Annotated in this window: 21 protein-coding genes; 11 read left to right on the forward strand and 10 right to left on the reverse strand. The window is 71.7% G+C overall.

Going from position 1 to position 21649, the window contains the following annotated elements:
• Positions 1-2 precede the first annotated feature (2 nt).
• From AMR74_RS00415 to AMR74_RS00425, 3 genes are all read left to right on the forward strand, one after another.
• Positions 3-560 (forward strand): YeeE/YedE family protein, encoded by a 558-nt coding sequence (locus AMR74_RS00415; RefSeq protein ID WP_053770113.1) that lies wholly within the window; start codon positions 3-5, stop codon positions 558-560.
• 121 nt (positions 561-681) lie between these two features.
• Positions 682-1143, forward strand: a complete 462-nt coding sequence (locus tag AMR74_RS00420) for a YeeE/YedE family protein (protein ID WP_053770114.1) — start codon at positions 682-684, stop codon at positions 1141-1143.
• A gap of 12 nt (positions 1144-1155) precedes the next feature.
• Positions 1156-2331: an inorganic phosphate transporter gene (locus AMR74_RS00425; RefSeq protein ID WP_053770115.1), complete on the forward strand. Its 1176-nt coding sequence runs from the start codon at positions 1156-1158 to the stop codon at positions 2329-2331.
• Between the two features lie 92 nt (positions 2332-2423).
• Here the strand turns inward: AMR74_RS00425 and AMR74_RS00430 are convergent, their stop codons facing one another.
• On the reverse strand, positions 2424-3269 hold the full coding sequence (locus AMR74_RS00430) for a universal stress protein (protein WP_053770116.1): 846 nt from the start codon (positions 3267-3269) through the stop codon (positions 2424-2426).
• A gap of 241 nt (positions 3270-3510) precedes the next feature.
• On the opposite strand from AMR74_RS00430, the gene AMR74_RS18900 reads away from it, so the two are divergent.
• Positions 3511-3675: a DUF7512 family protein gene (locus tag AMR74_RS18900; protein WP_167551881.1), complete on the forward strand. Its 165-nt coding sequence runs from the start codon at positions 3511-3513 to the stop codon at positions 3673-3675.
• 40 nt (positions 3676-3715) lie between these two features.
• A complete protein-coding gene (locus tag AMR74_RS00440; protein WP_121600405.1) occupies positions 3716-4723 on the forward strand; it encodes a sulfite exporter TauE/SafE family protein in 1008 nt (335 codons plus the stop codon).
• Between the two features lie 141 nt (positions 4724-4864).
• On the opposite strand, the gene AMR74_RS00445 is transcribed toward AMR74_RS00440, so the two are convergent.
• Complete coding sequence (locus AMR74_RS00445; protein ID WP_053770119.1) at positions 4865-6475, reverse strand: ABC transporter permease; 1611 nt, start codon at positions 6473-6475, stop codon at positions 4865-4867.
• Between the two features lie 117 nt (positions 6476-6592).
• On the opposite strand from AMR74_RS00445, the gene AMR74_RS00450 reads away from it, so the two are divergent.
• The 3 genes from AMR74_RS00450 (at position 6593) to AMR74_RS00460 (ending at position 9671) form a co-directional block, all read left to right on the forward strand.
• Positions 6593-7150, forward strand: coding sequence for a gluconate 2-dehydrogenase subunit 3 family protein (locus tag AMR74_RS00450; protein WP_053770120.1), 558 nt, complete (start codon positions 6593-6595; stop codon positions 7148-7150).
• Positions 7147-8793, forward strand: coding sequence for a GMC family oxidoreductase (locus AMR74_RS00455; RefSeq protein ID WP_053770121.1), 1647 nt, complete (start codon positions 7147-7149; stop codon positions 8791-8793). The genes AMR74_RS00450 and AMR74_RS00455 overlap by 4 nt, the downstream gene beginning before the upstream one ends.
• A 224-nt stretch (positions 8794-9017) precedes the next feature.
• Positions 9018-9671, forward strand: coding sequence for a dolichyl-phosphate hexose transferase (locus AMR74_RS00460; RefSeq protein ID WP_233561682.1), 654 nt, complete (start codon positions 9018-9020; stop codon positions 9669-9671).
• Positions 9672-10257: 586 nt separating this feature from the next.
• On the opposite strand, the gene AMR74_RS00465 is transcribed toward AMR74_RS00460, so the two are convergent.
• The 4 genes from AMR74_RS00465 to AMR74_RS00480 are packed head-to-tail and all read right to left on the reverse strand — an operon-like array spanning position 10258 to position 16213.
• Positions 10258-12618, reverse strand: coding sequence for an ArnT family glycosyltransferase (locus AMR74_RS00465; RefSeq protein ID WP_053770123.1), 2361 nt, complete (start codon positions 12616-12618; stop codon positions 10258-10260).
• A gap of 55 nt (positions 12619-12673) precedes the next feature.
• Complete coding sequence (locus AMR74_RS00470; RefSeq protein WP_053770124.1) at positions 12674-13828, reverse strand: extracellular solute-binding protein; 1155 nt, start codon at positions 13826-13828, stop codon at positions 12674-12676.
• Between the two features lie 39 nt (positions 13829-13867).
• Positions 13868-15049, reverse strand: a complete 1182-nt coding sequence (locus tag AMR74_RS00475; RefSeq protein WP_053770125.1) for an alpha-1 4-glucan-protein synthase — start codon at positions 15047-15049, stop codon at positions 13868-13870.
• Between the two features lie 30 nt (positions 15050-15079).
• Positions 15080-16213, reverse strand: a complete 1134-nt coding sequence (locus AMR74_RS00480; protein WP_053770126.1) for a lysylphosphatidylglycerol synthase transmembrane domain-containing protein — start codon at positions 16211-16213, stop codon at positions 15080-15082.
• A 120-nt stretch (positions 16214-16333) separates the two neighbouring features.
• On the opposite strand from AMR74_RS00480, the gene AMR74_RS00485 reads away from it, so the two are divergent.
• Together AMR74_RS00485 and AMR74_RS00490 are read left to right on the forward strand one after the other, a co-directional pair.
• Positions 16334-16636, forward strand: coding sequence for a hypothetical protein (locus AMR74_RS00485; protein WP_053770127.1), 303 nt, complete (start codon positions 16334-16336; stop codon positions 16634-16636).
• A gap of 61 nt (positions 16637-16697) precedes the next feature.
• Positions 16698-17258: a rhomboid family intramembrane serine protease gene (locus tag AMR74_RS00490; RefSeq protein WP_053770128.1), complete on the forward strand. Its 561-nt coding sequence runs from the start codon at positions 16698-16700 to the stop codon at positions 17256-17258.
• A gap of 101 nt (positions 17259-17359) precedes the next feature.
• Here AMR74_RS00490 and rpsJ read toward each other — a convergent pair whose 3' ends face one another.
• From rpsJ to AMR74_RS00510, 4 genes are all read right to left on the reverse strand, one after another.
• Positions 17360-17668 carry a 30S ribosomal protein S10 gene (gene rpsJ / locus AMR74_RS00495; RefSeq protein WP_004048854.1) on the reverse strand — a complete coding sequence of 103 codons (309 nt, stop codon included), beginning with the start codon at positions 17666-17668 and terminating at the stop codon, positions 17360-17362.
• A 3-nt stretch (positions 17669-17671) separates the two neighbouring features.
• Positions 17672-18937 (reverse strand): translation elongation factor EF-1 subunit alpha, encoded by a 1266-nt coding sequence (gene tuf, locus AMR74_RS00500; RefSeq protein WP_053770129.1) that lies wholly within the window; start codon positions 18935-18937, stop codon positions 17672-17674.
• A gap of 174 nt (positions 18938-19111) precedes the next feature.
• Positions 19112-20104, reverse strand: a complete 993-nt coding sequence (locus tag AMR74_RS00505) for a homoserine dehydrogenase (RefSeq protein ID WP_053770130.1) — start codon at positions 20102-20104, stop codon at positions 19112-19114.
• Positions 20101-20724: an amino acid-binding protein gene (locus AMR74_RS00510; RefSeq protein WP_053770964.1), complete on the reverse strand. Its 624-nt coding sequence runs from the start codon at positions 20722-20724 to the stop codon at positions 20101-20103. Before AMR74_RS00510 ends, AMR74_RS00505 begins: the two co-directional genes overlap by 4 nt.
• Positions 20725-21092: 368 nt before the next feature.
• Here AMR74_RS00510 and AMR74_RS00515 point away from each other — a divergent pair, with 368 nt between their 5' ends.
• Entirely contained in the window at positions 21093-21584 is a 492-nt protein-coding gene (locus tag AMR74_RS00515; protein WP_053770131.1) for a DUF3592 domain-containing protein, read from the forward strand.
• Positions 21585-21649 lie beyond the last annotated feature (65 nt).

Consider the following 21649-nt stretch of genomic DNA (forward strand, 5'->3'; position numbering starts at 1 on the left):
CGATGGTCGCTGACCCAGTACTGCTGCAGGCGGTCGCCGAGCTGTTCCCGAACGGGATCAGCCGGTACGCCGTCGGCGGGCTGCTCGTCGGCCTCGGGACCGTCGTCATCTACGTCGGGACCGGCATCCCGGCCGGGGCGAGCACGTTCCTCGAGTCGACGCTGTCGTACGTCTCCGATCAGTCGCGGTTCCAGCGGTACGTCGGCTCGCGCGACTGGCGGGTCGTGTTCACTGCCGGGATCGTCTTGGGCGCGCTCGCGTTCGCCGCGACGGTCCAGTCCGGCGTGGTCACCACCTCGCTGTACGAGCCCGGAACGACCGGCCAGCTGTACGAAGTCGCCGGGGTGACGCTGTGGACGACGGACGTCCAGCCGTGGCGGCTGTTCCTCGGCGGGATCCTGGTCGGCATCGGGACCCGCGTCGGGAAGGGGTGTACGTCCGGACACGGCGTCTGCGGCGTCGGCTCGGCGTCGAAGACGTCGCTCGTCGGCGTCGCGACGTTCCTGACCGTGGCGATCGGGACCGCGCAGGTCGTCGCCGCGCTGGGGGTGAGTCCGTGATGCGCGAGACGCGGAGGGCGAACGGAGCGAGCGCCTCGGAGGGCGAACGCCGAACGCCCGTGCGTCGTCAGCGGCGGCCGTCTCGAACTGCGCGAACGGGAGCGACCGGAGGGAGCGACGCGTGAGCGCAGACCGACATCCGCTGTTCAAGCCGCTGGTGTTCGTCGGCGGGCTGATCTTCGGGTTCGGACTCGGCTTCAGCCACATGGCGCGGCCGGAGGTCGTGGTGAACTTCCTCCTGTTCGAGGACCTCGGGCTCCCGTTCGTGATGTTCGGGGCCGCGATCGTCTCCGGCGTCGCGTTCGCGCTGCTGCCGCGGATCCGAGACACCGCGCCCCTCACGGGGAGCCCGTACGAGCGCCGGCTGAAGCCGTTCGACCGGAACGTCCTCGTCGGCGGGGCCGTCTTCGGCGTCGGCTGGGGGCTCTCGGGGATCTGCCCCGGCGCGGCGTACGCGAGCCTCGGCGTCGGCAACGTCACGATACTCTGGGCGCTCGGCGGCATGTTCGTCGGCGCGTACGCCCAGGGGTACTGGCGGAGCCGGAGCGAGTCGCGCGACGCCGCCCCGGCGGGCGCGGACTGACACGCCTGCTTCATGGACCCCGCTCTCATCGTCCTCTTCGTCGGCGCGGCGCTCGCCAGCCTGTTCATGGCGTGGGTGATCGGCGCCGGGTCGAGCGGTGCGACCCCGTTCGCGCCCGCCGTCGGCGCGAACGCCATCGGAACGATGCGCGCGGCCCTGCTGGTCGGCGTCTTCGGCTTCGCCGGCGCCGTCACGCAGGGCGGGAACGTCTCGGAGGCCGTCGGCAGCGGCCTCGTGGGCGGGATCAGTTTACCCGTCTCCGGCGTCATCCTCGTGCTCCTGCTGGGCGCGGGGCTGATGGCGGTCGGCATCACCACCGGGATTCCGATCGCGACGGCGTTCACCGTGACCGGCGCCGTCGTCGGCGTCGGCCTGGCGCTCGGGGGGACGCCGGTCTGGGCGAAGTACCAACAGATCGGCGCCGTCTGGCTGCTGACGCCGTTCGTCGGCGGCGGCATCGCCTTCGGTATCGCCTCGGTCCTCCCGCGACCCGGAGTCGCCGAGCGATACAGCGTCCCGGTCCTCGCGGGACTCGTCGGCGCCGTCCTCGCGAACGTCCGGTTCAGCTTCCTCGGCGAGGGGACCGCGCCGGGGACCGTGCGCGGACTCGCGCAGCGGACCCTCTCTGTCGACGGGCTCGCGTCCGCGGTCGCTATCACCGCCTTCGCGGCGCTGGCCGTCGCCGTCGTCGTCTGGTGGGACGTGCGCCGCGACGAGCGAGGTGGCTTACGGCGCGTGCTGCTCGCGCTCGGGTCGCTCGTCGCGTTCTCCGCGGGCGGGAGTCAGGTCGGGCTCGCGGTCGGCCCGCTGCTGCCGCTGCTCGACGAGGTCGGGATGGTGTCGACGACGGCCGTCCTCGTCGGCGGCGGGTTCGGGATGCTGGTCGGGTCGTGGACCGGCGCGCCGCGGATGATAAAGTCGCTGGCGCAGGACTACTCGTCGCTCGGGCCGCGGCGTTCCATCTCGGCGCTCGTCCCGTCATTTCTGATCGCGCAGCTGGCGGTGCTGCTCGGGGTTCCCGTGTCGTTCAACGAGATCGTCGTCAGCGCGATCATCGGGAGCGGCGCGGCCGTCGGGGGCCGCGACGCGGTGGACGCGCGGAAGATCCTCGCGACGGTGGGCGCGTGGGCGGGCTCGTTCGGCGTCTCGTTCGCGATCGCGTACGCCGTCGCGGCGCTGGCGCTGTAACCGATCCGGGACGCGGCGTAGGTGCCGGCGGTAGCGGCGCGCCGGTGTGTGGTGCACCGCGGCGTGACGGTCCGTTCGGCGAGACACCCGTCTTACGTCGCCCGAGGCGGCGGGACGAGGAAGACGTTACCCGCCGCCCGCGCGACGATGTCCTCCGAGACGCTACCCAACAGGAGCCGCCGGATTCGGCTTCGCCCCTTCGACCCGACGAGGACGGTCGACGGGGTGACCTCGGCCTCGACGGCGAGAATCTCCTCCGCGGGGTCGCCGCGGCGGACCTCGGTCCGCGTCTCGATCCCCCAGCCCGCCAGCGTGCTCGCCCGCTCGGCCAGCCGCTCCGCCGGGCCGACGTCGCCGTCCGGCCCGTCGTCTTTCGGCGACCGAACGTGGACGAGCGTCGCCTCCTCGGTCGCGTGACGGAGGTAGGAGAAGGCGCCGAACGCCCGGTCGGCGTGCTCGGAGAAGTCGGTCGCGAAGAGGACGTGCCGGAAGAGGTGCTCGCGGAGGACGTCGGGGTCGTCGGCCGCCCGCTCGACACGGTTGACCAGCAGCGGGACGACGGTGGTCCGAGCGAGGTTTCGCGCAGTCGAGCCGACGACCCGGTTCAGTAGCGGGCTCTGTCCGCGCGAGCCCACGAGCGCCAGGTCGGCGTGAACTGTCTCCGCGATGTCGTTGAGTCGGCGGTACGGTGTCCCGCGAACGACGTGCGTCTCGACGCCGAACCCCGCGGCCTCGATCACCTCGCGGTACCTGTCGAGCCCTCGCCGGCGGCGCGCCTCGAAGTCGACGCCGGGCATCCCGGGATGGACGTTCCCCGACACGACCGTGACGAGGTGGACCGTCCGGACGCCGATGCGACCCAGGCAGCGGAGACAGGTCTCGTTCTCGATCGTCGCCTCGCTGGCGGCCGACAGGTCAGTGGCGCATAGGGCCCGCATGCTAACTCCTTCGGCGGGCGTCGACAACACGGTTTTGTTCGGTGTGTGATGCGTTGGCGAGCGCGCGGCCGGCGGCCGTACCGTATTATCCGTATAAGTTATCGGTACTCCGGCCGAGGTTACCGGAATATAGTATTGTACAGCTAGCCCAAAACCGTTATAGGCACGAAGCAGGTAGGGTAGAGTGAGCAGAAATGTGCCAGAAGCGAATTTCCGCGTTCAGAAGTCGGAGGGTGAGTCGATGGCAGGACTAGAGATACCCACGTGGGATCCGGAGACGGCCCTACTCATCGGCGTGATTCTACTGGAAGCGTTCGTGTTGTACGTCGGGTACGGCGGCCTCGAACGGCTCGTCGGGCCCTATCTGATGCGGCTCCTGGTCGGGGGTGACGCGAGTGCTCAGTAACTTCCTCGGCGGACTCGGCATCTTCGAGACGAGCCCCGAGATGTTGGCGCTGTTCGTCGGGTTCGGTCTCGTCGTCGGCGTCCTGTTCGGCTTCTTCGGCATGGGCGGGTCGTTCCTCGTTACCCCGGCCCTACTCATGCTGGACTACCCGGCGCCCGTCGCGGTCGGCAGCGGGATGGCGTTCGTCTTCGGGACGGCCGTCATCGCGACGCTGAAACACCACGACCTCGGACAGGTGGACTACAAGCTCGGCGTGATCATGATCACCGGGACGACCATCGGCATCGAGGCAGGGCGCGCCAGCGTCTACTACCTCGAGTCGATGGGACTCGCCGGCGGCGTCATCAGCGTCGCCTACGTCGTCCTGCTCGGCGGCGTCGGCGCGATGGTCACCCGCGACGCTCTGAAGGGCGACAGCGACGGCGGTATCGACCACGAGGCCGCCGACAAGGACCTCGACGAGTACGAGATCCCCGAGATCGCGAAGAAGATCCAACAGACCGTTCGGATCCCGCCGATGGTGACGCTCCGCGGCGACGTCCGCGTCTCCGCGTGGGTCATCACGGCCGTCGCCTTCGCGACCGGCGTCCTGTCGGGCTTCCTCGGCGTCGGGGGCGGCTTCATCCGGATGCCCGCGATGATCTACGCGATCGGCGTTCCGGTGCCCGTCGCGGTCGGCACCGACCTCTTCGAGATCGTCTTCTCCGGCGGCCTCGGGAGCTACCTCTACGGGCAGGGCGGCGGCGTGAACCTCGGTATCGTCGCCCCGCTACTGTTCGGGAGCGCGCTCGGCGCGCGCGTCGGCTCCGCCGCGACCGCCGTCGTCAACTCCGACGATATCAAGGTGTACTTCGGCGGGATGCTGTTGGTCGGTTCCATCGCCGTGGGTATCGGCGAAGTGGGCTCGTACCTCGGCAACTCGACGCTCGAACTGCTCGGGCTGGTGCTCGTCATCGGCGCGGCGGTCGTCGTCGCGTTCGCGGTCCTTTACACGACGGTCACCTCGCTCCGCGTGACGCGCCAACAGCAGACGTCTGCCGCGGACTGAGCCGCTTTTCTCGTCGGTCCACGGCAGGTTTGTCTATTCAGATCGACACCGTCGAGAGCCGCCGACCCGGTAGACCGTCGGGAGCGGCCCGGATCGGAAGCTGACGCGGACCGCGGTATCTGCGGGGACCGTTCGCGTCCGTCACAGTCCCTCTTCGCCGCCCTCCTGCGTGAGGATGACGACCATCGAGAGCCCGGAGATGAGGAGGAGGATGAGCGTCGGGACGACCGCGTACTGGTAGAGCGCCGTCGACTGCGCCCGCCAGATCTGGGTGACGATCGTGTCGAAGCCGGACGGGCGGAGCACGAGGGTGACGGGCAGCTCCTTCATCGTCGTGAGGAACACCAGCGCGGCCCCGGCGACGATCCCGGACCGGGTGAGCGGGAACGTCACGCGGCGGAACGCGCCGGTCGGCGACTCGCCGAGCGTGCGCCCGGCCTCGACGAGCCGCCGGTCGACCTGGAGGATCGAGGTCCGGGCGGACCCGACGGCCTGCGGGAGGAAGCGGACGACGTACGCGAAGATCAGGAGCGGCAGCGTCTGGTAGATCCACGGCACGTAGCCGGAGCCGAAGTACACTAACGCGAGCGCCAGCACGATTCCGGGCACGGCGAAGCCGACGTACGTGGCGCGCTCGAAGACGACCGCGAGCGGCGAGTCGTGGTTCGCGGCGAAGTACGCGACGGGGATGGCGGCGAGCGCGGCGACGACCGCGGCGGCCGCCGAGACCGACACCGAGTTGAGCACCTGTATCGGCTCGAACGCGAGCGATGGGCGGCGCCCGGCCTCCGAGTTGACCAGCCACAGGCCGAGGATCCACAGCGGGACTAAGAGGGCGAACGCGGAGACGCCGGCCGGTAGCAGCGTCGCCGGCCAGCGCAGCCGCCCGAGCGACACGCGGTCCTCGGTCCGGCCCGCGTCGTCGCCGCTCGTCTCCCGGTCCGAGCGGACGGCCCACTCCAAGGCGAGCACGAGGACCACGACGACGAGCAGCTGGAGCGAGAGCAGCGCCGCGTAGTCGCGGCCGAAGGCGTTGTACTCGACGTATATCTGCCGGGTGAACACCGGGAGTCGCATGATGGAGGGAGTACCGAAGTCCGAGACCGCGTACAGCGCCGCCAGGAGCGATCCGGCGGCGATCGCGGGTCGGATCGTCGGGAGCGTCACGCGGCGGAACGCCGCGAGCCGGCCGTGGTTCAGCGTCCGGGCGGCCTCCAGGAGCGTCGTGTCGAACGACAGCAGCGCGGCCCGGGTCGTCAGGTAGACGTACGGGTACGTGTACAGCGTGATGACGAGGATCGACCCCCAGAGCCCGGATATCTCCGGAACGCGCTCGACGCCGAGCGGCGCGAGCACCTCGTGGAACTCGCCCTGCGGCCCGAACGCGGAGACGAACGAGAAGGCGCCCACGTAGCTCGGGACGACGAGCGGGAGCGCGGCGGCGACCGTCCAGAACCGACGGAAGGGGAGGTCGGTCCGGGCGGTGAGGTACGCGAGCGGGACGCCGATCAGGATCGACGCGACCGTGACGCCCGCCATCAGGAGCAGGCTGTTGACGAGCACGTCGGCGGTCCCGGCGCTGAAGAGGAGGTCGACGGCGCGCTCGCGCTCGACGGCGACCGCCTCGATGACGAGCCACGCCAGCGGGAAGACGAGGGTGGCGGCGATCGCCGCGCAAAGCAGCGTGAGCCCCAGCGGGAGGTCGCCGTCGCCGTCTGTCAAGCGGTCGCGGATCCGGGTTCGCAGAGTCATTGTGCGGGAGACGGGATCGGGTTGTCGAGGCGAGGGCACGCCCGGCGTTAGGGGTTCCGATCGCGGGGCGAGCGCGCTCCGACGGATATATGAATTTAGGGCTACCTAAACCCTTCCATGGAACTGACGCGACGCGACGCGGCGGCCGCGCTGGCCGCGATCGGCGCGACCGGTGGCGTCGCGCTGGGCGTCCGTCGGACGACCGGCGACGGGGGAGCCGAGGAGGAGGCGCCCGCGTGGGACGGCGACGGGACCCCCGGCGACGAGGCGGTCCGGACGGCGATGACGGCGGTCGCGCGGACCGTCTACCCCGACGCGGTCTCGGGGGTCGAGGCGTTCGTCGAGGCGTTCCTCGACGGCCGCCTCGACGGGTCGGCCCACGGCGAGGGGATCCGGAGCGCGGTCGCCGAGGTGGAGTCGGCGGCTCGCTCGTGGTACGGCGCGCCGGTCGCGGAGCTGTCGGCCGCGGACCGCGACGCGCTGCTCCGCGAGCTCGGCGCGGACGTGGCCGAGGAGAACCCGGACGGCACGGCCGCGGAGCGAGTGCGGTACTACGTCGTGAACGAACTGCTGCTCGCGCTGTACTCGTCCCCGACCGGGGGGGAGCTCGTCGGCATCGAGAACCCGCAGGGGTACGCGGGCGGCGCCGAGAGCTACCAGCGGGGGCCGCCGTGAGCGGCGCCGAGAGCCTGGGCGACGGGCGCGGGAGCGAGGGGCGAGACGTCGACCGGACGCCCGTCCCCGACGCCGACGTCTGCGTCGTCGGCGCCGGCCCCGCTGGGGCGCTCGTCGCCGACCGGCTCGCCGGCGACCGCGAGGTCGTGATCCTCGACGCCGGGCCGCGGTTCGACCCGGCGGACCGACTCGCCAGGCAGGAGCGGGCGATCCGCCCCGCCTACGGCCGCCCCGACGTCTGGGGCGTGGGCGGCGCGCGCGACGCCCACGAGAACGACGGCGAGTGGTTCTACCCGCTCAACCACGCCCGCGTGAAGGGCGTCGGCGGCTCGACGCTCCACTGGCAGGGGATGGTGATGCGGCTCCACGAGGACGACTTCAACTCCGCCAGCGAGCGCGGCGTCGGCGCCGACTGGCCCATCGACTACGCCGACCTCCGCCCCTACTACGCCGAGGCCGAGCGCGAGCTGGGCGTCGCGGGCGCGTCGGACAACCCCTACGCGCCGCCGCGCGAGGAGCCGCACCCGATGCCCGCGTTCGAGCCCTCCTACAGCGACTCGCTGTTCGCCGAGGCCTGCGAGGAGCTGGGGATCGACATGCACTCGGTGCCGAACGCGCGCAACTCCGAGCCGTACGACGACCGCTCGCCGTGCGTCGGCTACGGCACCTGTCAGCCCGTCTGCCCGAGCGGCGCGAAGTACGACGCGACGGTCCACGTCGAGCGCGCGGAGGAACGGGGCGCGACCGTCATCGACCGCGCGCCGGTCGAGCGGCTCGAACACGACGGCGACGACCGGGTGACCGCCGCCGTCTACGTGACGCCCGACGGCGAGCGCCACCGACAGGAGGCGGACGCCTTCGTCGTCGCCGCCGGCGGCGTGGAGACGCCGCGGCTCCTCCTCCTGTCCGCGTCCGACCGCTACCCGGACGGGCTCGCGAACGGGAGCGGCCACGTCGGCGAGTTCTTCATGGACCACCTGTTCGCGGGCGCCGGCGGCACGCTCGACGAGCCGACCAGGCAGAACCACGTCGGCTTCTACACCAGCGCCTGCGACCAGTTCTACGACGAGGCCGACGCCGAGCAGGCGCCGTTCAAGCTGGAGTTCTTCAACTACGCCGGTCCCTCACCGGTGGAGATGGCGCTCACGGGCGACGACTGGGGCGACGCGCTCGCGGAGCGGCTCCGCGACGGCTACGGGAACCACGTGGCGATGGGCGGGCTCGTCGAGCAGCTGCCGGACGCCGAGAGCCGGATCACCCTCGCGGACGACCGGACCGACGACCGCGGCAACCCGGTGCCGCGGATCGAGTGGACGGTCGGCGACCGGGCGCTCGACACCATCGAGCGCGCCAACGAGATTCAGGTGTCGGTCCTCGAAGAGCTCGGCGCCGACGTGGAGTGGGTCGCCGGGCCGGACGCGACCGGACCCGCCTACCACCACATGGGCACCACCCGGATGAGCGACGACCCCGACCGAGGCGTGGTCGACGCGGACTGCCGGACGCACGACCTCGACAACTGCTGGATCGCCTCCAGCTCCGTCTTCCCCACGAGCGGCGCGATGAACCCGACGCTCACCATCGCCGCGCTCGCGCTCCGCGTCGGCGACGACGTGGCCGGCTGGCTCGCCGACGGGACCTGACGGCCGGCTGCCACTGTTTTAGGTAAACCTAAAAATTCAAGTGCGTCCGGGCTGAGATGCGGGTAATGAGCGACTCAGCACACGCGACGAACGGTTCGGCGGCCGCGGTCGAGAACGGCAGCGAGGCGGCCGCAACGGACGATATCGACGCGACGGACGAATCGACCGTCGACGACGGGACGGACGCGGCCGGAGAGTACACCTTCGACGACCTCAGCGTCGTGATGGGCACCTACAACGAGGAGGAGGCCATCGCGACGGTGCTGGAGGACATCGACGAGGTCACCGACGGGAAGGCCGAGGTCGTCTGCGTCGACGGCTCCTCGGACCGGACGCCGGAGATCGCCCGCGAGCACGGGGCGACCGTCATCGAGCAGGAGCCGCAGGGGTACGGCGTCGCCGTCCGCGAGGCGGTCCTGACGCCCGACCGGCCGGTCGTGGTCACCACCGACTGCGACGACACCTACCCGATGGAGGCGCTGCCGGAGTTCCTCGCGGAGGTCAACGACGGCGCCGACGTGGTGAGCGGCGACCGGCTCTACCACGGCGCGGAGGCGATGCCGGCGTTCAACCGCTTCGGCAACCACGCGTTCGCGGCGATCGCGAGCCTGCTGATGGGCGAGCGCGTCCACGACACCACCACCGGGATGCGCGCCTACCGCCGCGAGGTCGTCCAGGAGATCGGCTGGACGGAGAACACCGGCCTCTCCGCCGAACTGCTCATCCGTCCGCTGATGCGCGGCTACGACGTTCGCGAGCGCCCGATCCGTTACGCCGAGCGCCTCGGCGAGACGAAGCTCGACCCGATCGGCGGCGGCGCCGCCATCGCGAAGTCGATCGTCACCGTCTGTCTCGAAGAGCAGCTGCGACGCTTCTGAGGGCGCGTCGCCCTCGACGCCGTCGTCGGACGGCGGTCCGGACGGACACTGTGGGCACAGTGGACCGCCGCCGGCGACGTTTGTACACTCGTGAGCGACAGCGCCGATTATTTATAAAACGATGCGGTGGCGCGCGCCTGCGAGCGGCCGACAGGCCGCGAGTCAGCACGCGCGAGGTCGCCGGCGCTACGCGCCGGCTGCCAGAGGGACCGGAGGTCCCTCGCTGGAGTCAGTCGCCGGAGCGAAGCGGAGGCGACTGACGAGGCTGGGGAGGTGCGAGGTGTTGTGCGGTCGCGGTCGGGTGGGACTCAAAGGGGCAGTCGCGAGGACGCCGGAGGCGACGTAAGCACCGCAGCGAAGGAACGGAGTGACTGAGCGAGGAGCGTGGTTCGAGAGAGCTTCGCTCTCTCGTCATCACGAGACGCCGAAGGCGTCTCGAACGACAACGAGCGTCCGGCGTCCTCGCGACTGGGGCTTTGGCGGTGTTCCCCGCCAATTCACAGTCGATTATTTATAAACGAGCGACTGGGGCTTTGGCGGTGTTCCCCGCCGATCTGCTGACAACTATGTAAATGAAATCGACGTATCAGTCGCTCGTGTCGGCATCAGTCTCGAAGACGACCCAGTCGGAGTGGGCGTCGGGCTCGTCGGGGAGGTACGTGCCCTCGGTCCCGCACGCGGTGACGAGCCGGCAGGTCGAGCGCTCGGGCGGCCAGACGGCCTCGACGCGCTCGCCGGCGGCGCCCGCCTCGCCGCCCTCGGTCACCCGAACCGTCACCTCCTGTCGGTAGGTGAACGTCGCGCCCGTGGGGTCGACGAGCGTCACGGTCACGGCGACCACGTCGCCGTCGGGGTCGAACGGGACCGGTTCGGCCGCGTCGGGCGCCCCGGCGGCCGCCGCGCCGGGCAGCCGGACGCCATCGGGCGTCACCGCCCAGTCGACCGCCAGCGAGTCGCCGGGATCGCTCACGGTGTAGGAGACGTGGTCCGGACCGCCCGGGGCGCCCCGGCGCGGGTCGACGCGGACCTGCGCGCGGGCGACGCGGTCCGGCACGCCGACGGTGGTCTCGGCGTCGATCCGGGGGCCCGACCGCCGGTCGAGCGCCTCCAGCTTCGGCGTGACGCGGGCCTCCGGGTCCGCGGTCCAGACGCCCTGATACCCGAAGCGGTACAGGGTGCGGTTCGGGTAGGCGTCCAGCACCGCGAAGTTCTCCTCGGGGTCGCGGTCGAGCGCGTACACCACCTCGCCGTCGAGCCCCGGCCCGTTCCGGAGGTACTGGAACGGGTGGTTCTGCCACTCGCCGTACGGCGTCGGCAGGAACACCAGTCCGCTCTCGAAGGTCGTCTCGTCGAAGGGCGCGTACGCGGCCTCGTATTTCGCGTCGATTTCGGCGTTCCGCTCGATGGGGTCCGCGGCCGCGTCGACGGCCGCGACGCCCCCGCCCGCGACCGCGAGCGCGACGACGGCGGCGACGGCGACGCGCGCGGCCGTCGGCGAGCCGCCGCGCTCGACGACCCGCTCGCGGGCCGCGGCGAGACCCCGCCAGCCGGCGGCGACGGCGAGGCCGCCGAACACCGACAGCGGGACGAGCAGGTCGAAGTGGTAGAACGGCCCGAACAGCGACGCGAGCCCGTCGGTCGGGTCCGAGAGGTCGGCGAGCGCGTTGTGGGTGCCCCAGAAGTAGAGGTTCCCGACGGCGACCGAGACCGCGACGCCGCCGAGGAGGAGCGTCGCCGTCCGTCGGAACGCGGGCGATCCGGCGGGACCGGATCCGCCGTCGGGGGCGGTCGCGGCGTCGGCGGCGCCGACCGCGTCGGCGAGGAGGCCGCGCGGGTCGCCGCGCGCGCGCCACCCGAGGGCCGCGACCGCGACGCCGGCGAGGGCCGCGACCGTCCCGAGCGGACCGGCCGCGAACCACCGGGTCGCGATCTCCTGGAGCGCGTAGCGGTTCGACTCGATCGCCAGCCCGAGCGTGTAGTCGACCGAGTGGCCGAGGATGCGGCGCTCGCCGAAGCCGGGGCCGTCCATCGGCGCGAACTCCTGGTAGGGGAACACGAGGGGCGACCCCGTCATCCGGACGTTGTACGCGAGCGTGACGCCGACGAACAGGGTACCGAACAGCGCCGTGAGCCCGTGGCGCCGGATCGGGTCGGGGAGGCCGCGGGACCCGCCGACCCCGAGCGCGCGGCGAGCCAGGGCCGCCGCCGCGGGGGGCGTCGATCGTCCCGTCTCGGCGCCGAAGCGCCGGACCGCGGACCCCACCCGCCACAGCGCGTGGACGATGAACGGCGCGGCGAACAGCACCGCGGTGTACGGCCGCGCGAAGAAGGCGATCCCGATCGCGACGCCCGCGACGCCGGCCGCTGGGAGCGACCGGTCGCGGACGCTCCGGAGGTACGCGACCGCGAAGACCAGGTTGAAGAACGCCGTCGGGGCGTACGGGAGGAACGCCGAGGAGGTCGCGATCGCCATCGGCGACGCGGCGAAGAGCGCGGCCGCGGCGAGGCCCGCGCGGCGGCCGACCGCCTGCGACCCGAGCAGGTAGACGAGCGCGACGTTGCCGGCGGCGACGGCGGCGAGCGTGACGCGCGGCTCCCCGAACAGCCCCATCGAGACCGCGAACATCGCCGCCGGGACGGGGTTGTACTTCGGGTAGAGCCGGCCGCCGTCCTCGATGAAGAACCACGGGTGGACGGCGTCGGCGAGCGGGCCGGCGTGGAACTCCAGTTGCCCCCCGAGCAGCAGCGCCGCCTGCGTGAGGTAGACCCCCTCGTCGTGGTTCGCGGAGTGGTGCGAGAAGACGGTGGCGGCTATCGCGAAGGTCATCGCGCCGGCGGCGACGGCGACGAGGGCGGCCGCGACCGTCACGCGGTCGGCGCGGGCGAGCCGCTGGCGGAGTCGGGCGGCGAGCCGGCGGGGACGGACGGACGGTGGACGGAGTGACACGGGCGGGACGGTGTGGCGGTGAGAGAGCGGTGCGCGTGCGGCGCGCGGCGGCCGATCAGATCTGGACGCCGGCGTCGCGCATCAGGTCGATCGTCGGTTCGAGGTTGGACAGCTGCGAGAGGTCGAGGTCCGGCACGTCCAGCTCGTCGATCGACGGGAGGTCGCCGATCGGCTCGACCTCGGGGATCAGCGGGTACTCGAAGGTGGAGCGGGCGAAGTAGTCCTGCGCCTCCGCCGACAGCAGGTGCCGGACGAAGTTCGACGCCAGGTCGGCGTCGGAGGCGGTGTCGACGACCGCGGCGCCCGCGACGTTGAACACCGCGCCCGCGTCGCCCTCGGTGAACGTGGTGGCGATGGGCGCCTCCGGGTTCCCGTCGAGCACGCGCTGGATGTAGTAGTGGTTCGTGAACGCGGCGTCGATCTCGCCGTCGGCGATCTCCTGACAGGTGCGGAACTCGTCCGGGTACGTCGCGGCGCCGCGCTCGACCATCGCCTCCAGCCACTCGCGGGTCGCCTCCTCGCCTTCGAGGATCCGCATCGCGGTGATGAACGCCTGCGCGGAGCCGTACGACGGCGCCCAGCCGAGGTCGCCGTCGAACTCCTCGGGGTACGCCATGATGTCGTCCGGGAGGTCGCCCTCGTCGTACTCGTCGGTGTTGTACGGGATGGTGCGGGCGCGCCCGGAGGTGCCGACCCACTGCTCGGTGCGGAACTCCTCGCGGACCTTCTCGGTCACGTCGTCGGGGAGCGCCTGCGTGCGCCCCGCGTCGGCGAGCGCGCCGAGCGCGCCGGCGTTGACCGAGTAGAACACGTCGGCCGGCGAGCCCTCGCCCTCGTTGGCGATCTGGTTCACGAGGTCGGTCGAGCCGCCGTACCGGACCGTCAGGTCGAGGTCGTCGTACAGGTCGTCGATGTAGCTGACCAGCTCGCCGACGAGGAACTCGCCGCGGCCGGAGTACACCGTGAGCTCGCCTTCGAGCGCCGGCATCTCCGACATCGACGTGCCGCCGGGGGCGCCGCGGCCCGCGCGGCCGGAGCCGATCTGTCCCACGGCGTCGCCGCCGGCGTCGTCGTCGCCGTCCGACCCGTCGTCGTCTCCGGTCCCGTTACAGCCCGCGAGCCCCGCCGCGCCGACCGCGCCGGCGGCCGCGAGGAACTTCCGTCGTCGAACGTCGCGTCCGTCGTTGGAGGTGGAATCGTGAATCGTCATGTGTTTTAGGCGTGCCTAAATGGTTTTAGTCGTGTCGGTTCAGTCGTCCGCGGGCGCCGGCGTCCGCCGGATCGCGTCGAGGCAGTCGAGCCAGTCGCGCATGTACTCGCCGCAGTGGTTGAGGAACGCGCCGTTGTTCCACTCGTCGAAGTCGCCCTCGGCGAGCGCGTCGGCCATCGCGTCGAAGACCGCCGCGTACGAGTCGGCGTCGGCCCCAGCGTCGTCGATGACCTCCCAGACGTGTTCGTTCAGCTCCAGTCCGGCGACTTCGTTCGCGAGGTCGTCGAACGTCGAGCGCGGGGCCTTGTTGTGTTCACAGAGCGGGTCGCCGTTGTAGATGCGCTTGCCGAGCACGTCGCAGGCGCGTTTCAAGAACAGCCCCGACCAGATGTCGTCGAACCGCCCCACGTCCCACTCGTTGTCGTCCATCGGCAGCTGGTAGAACGCCGGGATCACCTCGCGGCGGAACGCGAGGTTCATCGAGCAGACGGTGAGGTAGTTGCCGCGCGCGGCGACGAAGTCGTCGCCGAAGTCGTCGGCGGTCGTCCGCGTCTGCGCCTGGCCCTCCAGGTCGCCATCCATCAGGATCCGGACCGCGTCGAGGTCGGGGACGTTCGTCCACAGCCCCTGCGAGGCGACGACCTCGCCGGACTCGACCTCGACCGCGTCGGCCTCGACCGTCTCGTCCATCGCCGAGTAGGGGTAGCCGCGCGGGTAGAGGCCGTGCTCGTCGGCGTTGTCGTAGAGGACGTTGACCCAGTCCTCGTCGGAGCTGACGCGCTCGACCTCGCCGCCGAACGCGAGGTTCTCCATGTGGCGCCCGAAGTAGTCGACGTCGTCGTGCGGGAGCGTGTCGTCGTCGATGAAGACGCCGTAGTCGAACGACTCGTCGGCCCACATGTACAGCAGGCCGAAGCTCGTCTCGGCGTGGCTCGCGGCCGGGACGACGTGGCCGTACTCCGCGACGTCGTTGGCCTCGTACCACTCCTCGCGGCGGCTGCCGTCGAACACCTCGCCGGAGACGTCGAGGTCGTCGAGCATGGCGCGCATCTCGTCGGTCTCGCAGAAGTCCTCGGTGACTAAGAGGAAGTGGAGCCGCGAGACGTCGAAGCCGTGCTCGCGGGCGTTCGCGACGTACGCGCGAAGACACTCGTACTCTCGAATCGTCGGGACGATCACGCAGATGTCCTGACCGTCGCTGTTGGGGTCTGTCGGGCTCATACCCGATCGTTTTTAGGCTGACCTAAAAGACTAGCGGTCCGTCGTCGGCCGCGTGGCGCCCGCGTCGGGCTCCCGGTCGGAGTCGTCGGGGGCGCGCGTCACGGAGAGGTCGAGCGCGGCCGCGACGAGGCCGCCGCCCGCGAGCGTGACGGCGTTCTTCAGCGCGTGGTCGAGCGCGGCGGCGGCGAGCGCGACCGCGGCCGGGATCGGCGTGGCGGCGACGACGATGCCGGTGAACGCCGCCTCGTACAGCCCGATGCCGCCCTGCGAGAGCGGCAGCACCTTCGCGAGGTTCCCGGCCGAGACGGCGAGGGTGCCGACGACGCAGAGCGCGACCGGGTCGACCGCCGTACCGAACCCGCCGAGGAGCGCCGCGAGGACGAGGACCGCGGTCGCCACGTCCGCCGCCCACACGACGCCGCTCGCGAGCGACACCCGGACGAGCGCGCCCGCGTCGGCGGCGACGACGCGGACCGCGGCGCCGAACCGGACGGCGGCGTCGACGGCGCCGGACAGTCGGGACTCCGCGGCGCGCTCGCGGAGCGCCGGACCGAACCGGCGGTCGCTCCGAGCGACCGCGACGACGCCGGCCGAGCCCACCGCGGCCGCGAGCGCGAGCGCGGCGGCGGCCGCGACGGCCCGCCCCGACCCGTCCGGCGCGACGGTGCGTCCGTCGAGGAGGAGGACCGCGAACGCCGCGCCGCCGAGCGCGCCGAGCGCGACGAGGTCGAACGCCCGCTCGACCGCCAGCGACGCGACGCCGGTCGGGTAGGGGACCTCGCGCCGGTCGTGCAGCAGGTACGCCCGCACGCCGTCGCCGGCCCGGGCGGGGACGATCAGGTTCGCGGTCTGGCTCGCGAACACCGCCGCCGTGAGGAACGCCGTGCGACACCGGTGGCCCATCGGCGCGAGCACGTCCCCGTATCGGCGGCCGCGGACAGGCCACGACGCGAGGTAGACGACGAGCGCGGCGGTAAGGAACGCCGGGTCCGCGTCGGTCGCCGCCGAGACGACGGCCTCGACGTCGAGGGTCCGCGTCAACACCACGCCGCCGACGGCGAGGACGAGGACCGTCCCCGCGACCGGGAGCGCTCCCCGAGGGAGCCGCTCCCGGAGGCGGAAGAAGCGTTCGCGGAGTCGAGCGGCGGCGACGCGCGGCTTCATGTGTTCGTTTAGGTAGACCTAAAGAATAAAACGCTGGCGGTTCGGGGCGGCGAGCGCCGGCGGAGCGGGCCGGACCGTCCCGCCGCAACGCGTTTGTGTGTGTGAATCGAAATACTACGCATGAACGCTGACGAGGCGGCCCCCGGCGCCGCGACCGAGCCCGTGCGGATGTGGCTCGTCGAGCGCACCTACTCCGACGACGAGCAGAACATGGTGATCCTGACGTACGCGACCCCGGACGGCGAGCGCTACTTCCGCAAGGAGCGCGCGCTCACCTCGTTCTCGGACGTGCGCGACACCACGGCCGCCGTCGACGCGGCGCCGTCGAACGTCGGCACCGTCGACGACCCCGACGACCGCGAGCGCTACGCCGCCGAGGCGGCGCGGATGGCGCGCGCCCACGACCCCGACGACGTGATCTGAGTCGGTTCCGCGACGGTCGGCTCACCCACCCTTTTCACCGCGCGGTCCCAACCGTCGCCAGATGCGCGCCACACTCGAAACGCTCGGAATCACCCTCCTCGTCGGCGCCGCGCAGGCCCTCCTGAGCCTCGTCGGTCTCTTCGGACTCCTCGCGCTGTCGACCCCGCTCTCCGTCGCCCCGTGGACTCTCGTCACGAGCGTGTACGCGCACCGCTCCGTCGGTCACCTCGTCGCGAACGCCGTCGCGCTGCTGCTCGTCGGCCCGCTCGTCGAGCGCCGGACGACCCGTCCGCGCTTCCACGCGTTCGTGATCGCCACGGGCGCGCTCGCGGGCGCGGCGCAGGTGACGCTCGGGGGACTGCTCGGCCCGCCGTCCGCCGTGCTGGGGATCAGCGGCGCGGTGTTCGCGCTCGGCGGCTACCTGCTCGCCGGCAACGTCGTGAGCGCGACGCTGTTCGACCGCCTGCGGCTCTCCCCGCGGGCGCAGTTCCTCCTGTTCGGGCTCGTCGCCGTCGTGCTCACGGCGACGACCGCCGCGCCGGGCGTCGCGCTCGTCGCGCACGCCACCGGGGCGTTCTGCGGGCTCGCGGCCGGTCGCGTCGGCCTGCTCGACGCGCGGTGACCGAGACGGTGACGCGGTACCGCCGCGGTCGAAGCCGAGGGACGGCGCCGTCGCTGGGCGGGGTGAAAAACGGAGGAGGTGAAAGAGAAACGCCCTAGCGCTCAGTCTTCGAGAACGATCTCGATGCTGACGTCGTTCGGCACTTGGACGCGCATGAGCTGGCGGAGCGCGCGTTCGTCGGCGTCGATGTCGATCAGACGCTTGTGGACGCGCATCTCCCAGTGCTCCCACGTCGCCGTCCCCTCACCGTCCGGGGACTTGCGCGACGGGATCTCGAGCGTCTTCGTCGGCAGCGGGATCGGGCCCGACAGGGCGACCCCCGTCGAGTCCGCGATCTCGCGGACGTCGTCGCAGATGTCGTCGAGGTCCTCGGGGCTCGTGCCGGCGAGGCGGACGCGTGCCTGCTGCATCGATTATCGCTCGTTGACTTCCAGCACCTTGCCGGCCGCGATGGTCTGACCCATGTCGCGGATGGCGAAGCTGCCGAGCTCCGGAATCTCGCCGGACGGCTCGATGCTGAGCGGCTTCTGGGGGCGCACGGTGACGACCGCCGCGTCGCCGGACTTGATGAAGTCCGGGTTCTCCTCGGCGACCTCGCCGGACGACGGGTCGATCTTCTGGTCGATCGACTCGATCGTACAGGCGACCTGCGCCGTGTGAGCGTGGAAGACCGGGGTGTAGCCGGCCGTGATGACCGACGGGTGCTGCATGACGACGACCTGGGCCTGGAACGTCTCGGCGACGCTCGGCGGGTCGTCGGCCGGGCCACAGACGTCGCCGCGGCGGATGTCGTCCTTGCCGATGCCGCGGACGTTGAACCCGACGTTGTCACCGGGCTCGGCCTTGGGCACCTCTTCGTGGTGCATCTCGACCGTCTTCACCTCGCCGCCCACGTCGGACGGCTGGAACGAGACGTTGTCGCCGGTGTTGAGGATCCCGGTCTCGACGCGTCCCACGGGGACGGTCCCGATGCCGGAGATGGTGTAGACGTCCTGGATCGGCAGGCGGAGCGGCGCGTCCGTCGGCGGCTCGGCCTCCGGCAGGTCGTTGAGCGACTCCAGCAGGGTGGGGCCGTCGTACCACGGCGTGTTCTCGGACGCCTCGGCGACGTTGTCGCCCTCGAACGCCGAGATCGGCACGAACGTGGTGTCGTCGGTCGCGAAGCGGACCTGGTTGAGCAGGTCCTCGACCTCGCCGATGACCTCCTTGTAGGAGGACTCCTGGTAGTCGACCAGGTCCATCTTGTTGACGCCGATGATGAGCTCGTTGATCCCGAGCGTGCGGGCCAGGAACACGTGCTCGCGGGTCTGGGGGGCGACGCCGTCGTCGGCCGCGACGACGAGCACCGCGTTGTCGGCCTGCGAGGCGCCCGTGATCATGTTCTTCACGAAGTCACGGTGGCCCGGACAGTCGACGATGGTGAAGTAGTACTCGTCGGTGTCGAACTCCTGGTGGGCGATGTCGATCGTGACGCCGCGCTCGCGCTCCTCGGCGAGGTTGTCCATCACGTAGGCGAACTCGAAGCCGCCCTTGCCCTTCTCTTCGGCTTCCTCGCGGTGCTGCTCGATTACGTGCTCGGGGACGCTCCCCGTCTCGAAGAGGAGGCGACCCACGAGCGTACTCTTGCCGTGGTCGACGTGGCCGATGATGGCCAGGTTCTGGTGCGGTTTGTCACTCATGGGGTAATCACGCGCTAAGGCGCTCTGTGAGTAGGTTTCGGTAGATTCCACTAAAACGGTTTCGATACGGCCCACAGAGCATCGCGACGCCGTCTGTCGATTCTCGACAACGCGGGGCACGACAGATCGGCACACGCCCCGGCCCGTGGCGACGGGACCGGTGACCGGAGCGGCCTACTCCAACCGGCCGACGTCGCCGAGGACGGCGCTCGCGGTCTCGGGGCCGCCCGCGCCGCGGCCGGAGATGTTGAGCCGGCCGGCGTGGGAGGTCTCGATCTGGACGATGTTCTGGGTGCCGGAGACCGCGAGCGTCCCGTTCTCGGGGACGAGCCGCGGCGCGACGCGGACCGTCTCGCCGGTCGCCTCGCCGATCAGCCGCACCGTCCGCCCGTCCTCGGCCGCGAGCCGGAGCGCGGAGCCGGGCACGTCGCGGATCCCTGACACGTCCGCGTCGTCGAGCGTGAACTCCCGGGCGTCGGCCGGGTCGTCGGCCGCGCCGAAGGACAGCACGTTCGCGAGGATGACGCACTTCAGCGCCGCGTCGGTGCCGTCCACGTCGAAGGAGGGGTCGGCCTCGGCGACGCCGAGGTCCTGCGCCTCCGCGAGCACGTGGTCGTAGTCGAGCCCCTCGGCGGCCATCCGCGTCAGGATGAAGTTCGCCGTGCCGTTGAGCACGCCCCGGACCGCGGTGACGTGGCCCGGCTCGATGTCCTCGACGGTCGAGACCGCTGGGATCGCGCCGCCGACCGTCGCCTCGAACCGGATCTCGCCGTCGCTGTCGTCGACGGCCGCCCGGAGGTCGCCGAACCGCTCCGCGACCGGGCCCTTGTTCGCGAGGACCGCGTGGCGGTCGCGCTCCAGCGCGCGAGTCACGTGCGAGAAGCCGGGCTCCGCGTCGCCGAGCGTCGTCGGCGTCGCCTCGACGAGCACGTCGTAGTCCGCCTCGAGGGCGTCCTCGGGGTCCGCGTCGCCGACGATCCCCCGCTCCGCCTTCCGCGCGACGACCGCGTCGGGGTCGACGCCGGCGGTCCGGCTCCCGGCGCCCGTTCCGTCCGCGACGACCGCCGTCGAGGAGTCCGCGAGCGCGACGACCTCGTGGCCGTGTTCGCCGGCCAGGTCGACGACGGAGCGCCCGACCGCGCCCGCGCCGATGACGGCGAGCCTCACGCGTCCACCCCCGTGAGCGGCTCGACGACGCGGAAGTCCTTCTCCGCCGCCAGCTCGCGGACCGCCGCGAGCGCCGCGTCCGTCTCGCCGGCGCGGGCCTCGAGCCGGAGCCGCGCGCTCGACACCTCCTCGGTGCCCTGCGGGGCCGCGAGCGACACGTCGGCGACCGACGCCGACTCGCAGGCCTCGATCCGCGAGAGGGTGTCGGAGAGGTCGGTGTCGATGAGGTGGCCGAACAGGAGCAGCGTCACCTCCTCGGCGTAGCGCTCCGTGCCCGCCTGCATCACGTTCACGCCCTCGCTGCGGAGCGCGTCGACGATCTCCTGGAACCGCTCGGGGGTCGCCTCGAAGTCGACCTCGACCGGGATCCGCCCGCGGGGCGTCTTGTTCCCGCGCTCGTGGTAGATCGACAGGAGGTTCCCGCCGTTGTCCGCGATCGGGTGGAGCGCGGCGAGCAGCTGGCCGGGCTCGTCGACCAGCTCCAGCCGCACCGTGTGCGTCGAGGGGGCCGCGGCCGCGTGGCCGCCGTCCGGAGAGGCCGGGTCCGCGCTCTCCGCGGCGTCGGTCGCGTCCTCCGCGTCGAGCGCGGCCGCCGGCGTCCCGTCGCGACGGTCGCTCACGGCGCCACCCCCGGCGCGGCGGCGCGCCGGTCCGGACCGCGCGGTCGCGGGCACGCTCCTGTCCCGGGGCCGGAGCGGTCGCTCGGTGGCTCCGTCGCGGTGCGCCGGGGTGGAGTCGTACCCGTCTGCATACCCGAACGGAGTCGGACGATCGGGTATAAGCCTTCGGCGATGGCAGGCGTTGCCTCGCCGCAGCGGGTGCCAACGTACCGCACGGTTCGGGGAGCCCCCACATATTTGACCGACGGGGCTCGACGACTCCGCGTGCGACACCCTCCACGCAGTCCGCCGAGCGTCGTAACGCGGTCCGCCGCGCCGACCCACCACGTCCCGATCCACCGCTCCCCGAACCGAGGTGTGCGCCCCGTATGAGCGACGGCCTGTCCATCGACGGCCCGAAGACGCTGAAGGGCGCGCTGCTCCTGTTGGCGGTCGGGCTCGCGGTCACCGGCTACGGCGCGTACGACTACACGCAGCAGTCCGACGCGGTCGACGACGCCGTCGCGGTCGACGCCGCGATCACCGACGTCGGCGTCGAGTCGACCTCGACCGGGAGCAGTCCGGGCGCCGACTACCGACCGACCGTCCGGTTCACCTACGAGTACGAGGGGACCGAGTACGCGAGCACCAACGTCTACCCCTCGGCGATCACGTCGAACTACGACACCGAGTCGGCGGCCCGCGAGGTCGTCGCGGCGTACGCCGTCAACGAGTCGACCACCGCCTACGTCGACCCGGCCGATCCGGACGGGGCGTTCCTGAAAGCGCAGACGTCGAACGCGCCGCTGTTCGCGGCCGCGCTCGGGCTGTTGCTCGCCCTCGGCGGCGGGGTGTCGGCCGTCGGGCGGATCCGCGGCTGACGGTCGCGCCGCTGGGGGAATCGAGCGCGGAAAGGAGAATAGAAACCCGACTACCGCGGACCGCG

Origin of the sequence: Halorubrum tropicale (genome assembly GCF_001280455.1) — an archaeon.
GTDB classification, from domain to species: domain Archaea; phylum Halobacteriota; class Halobacteria; order Halobacteriales; family Haloferacaceae; genus Halorubrum; species Halorubrum tropicale.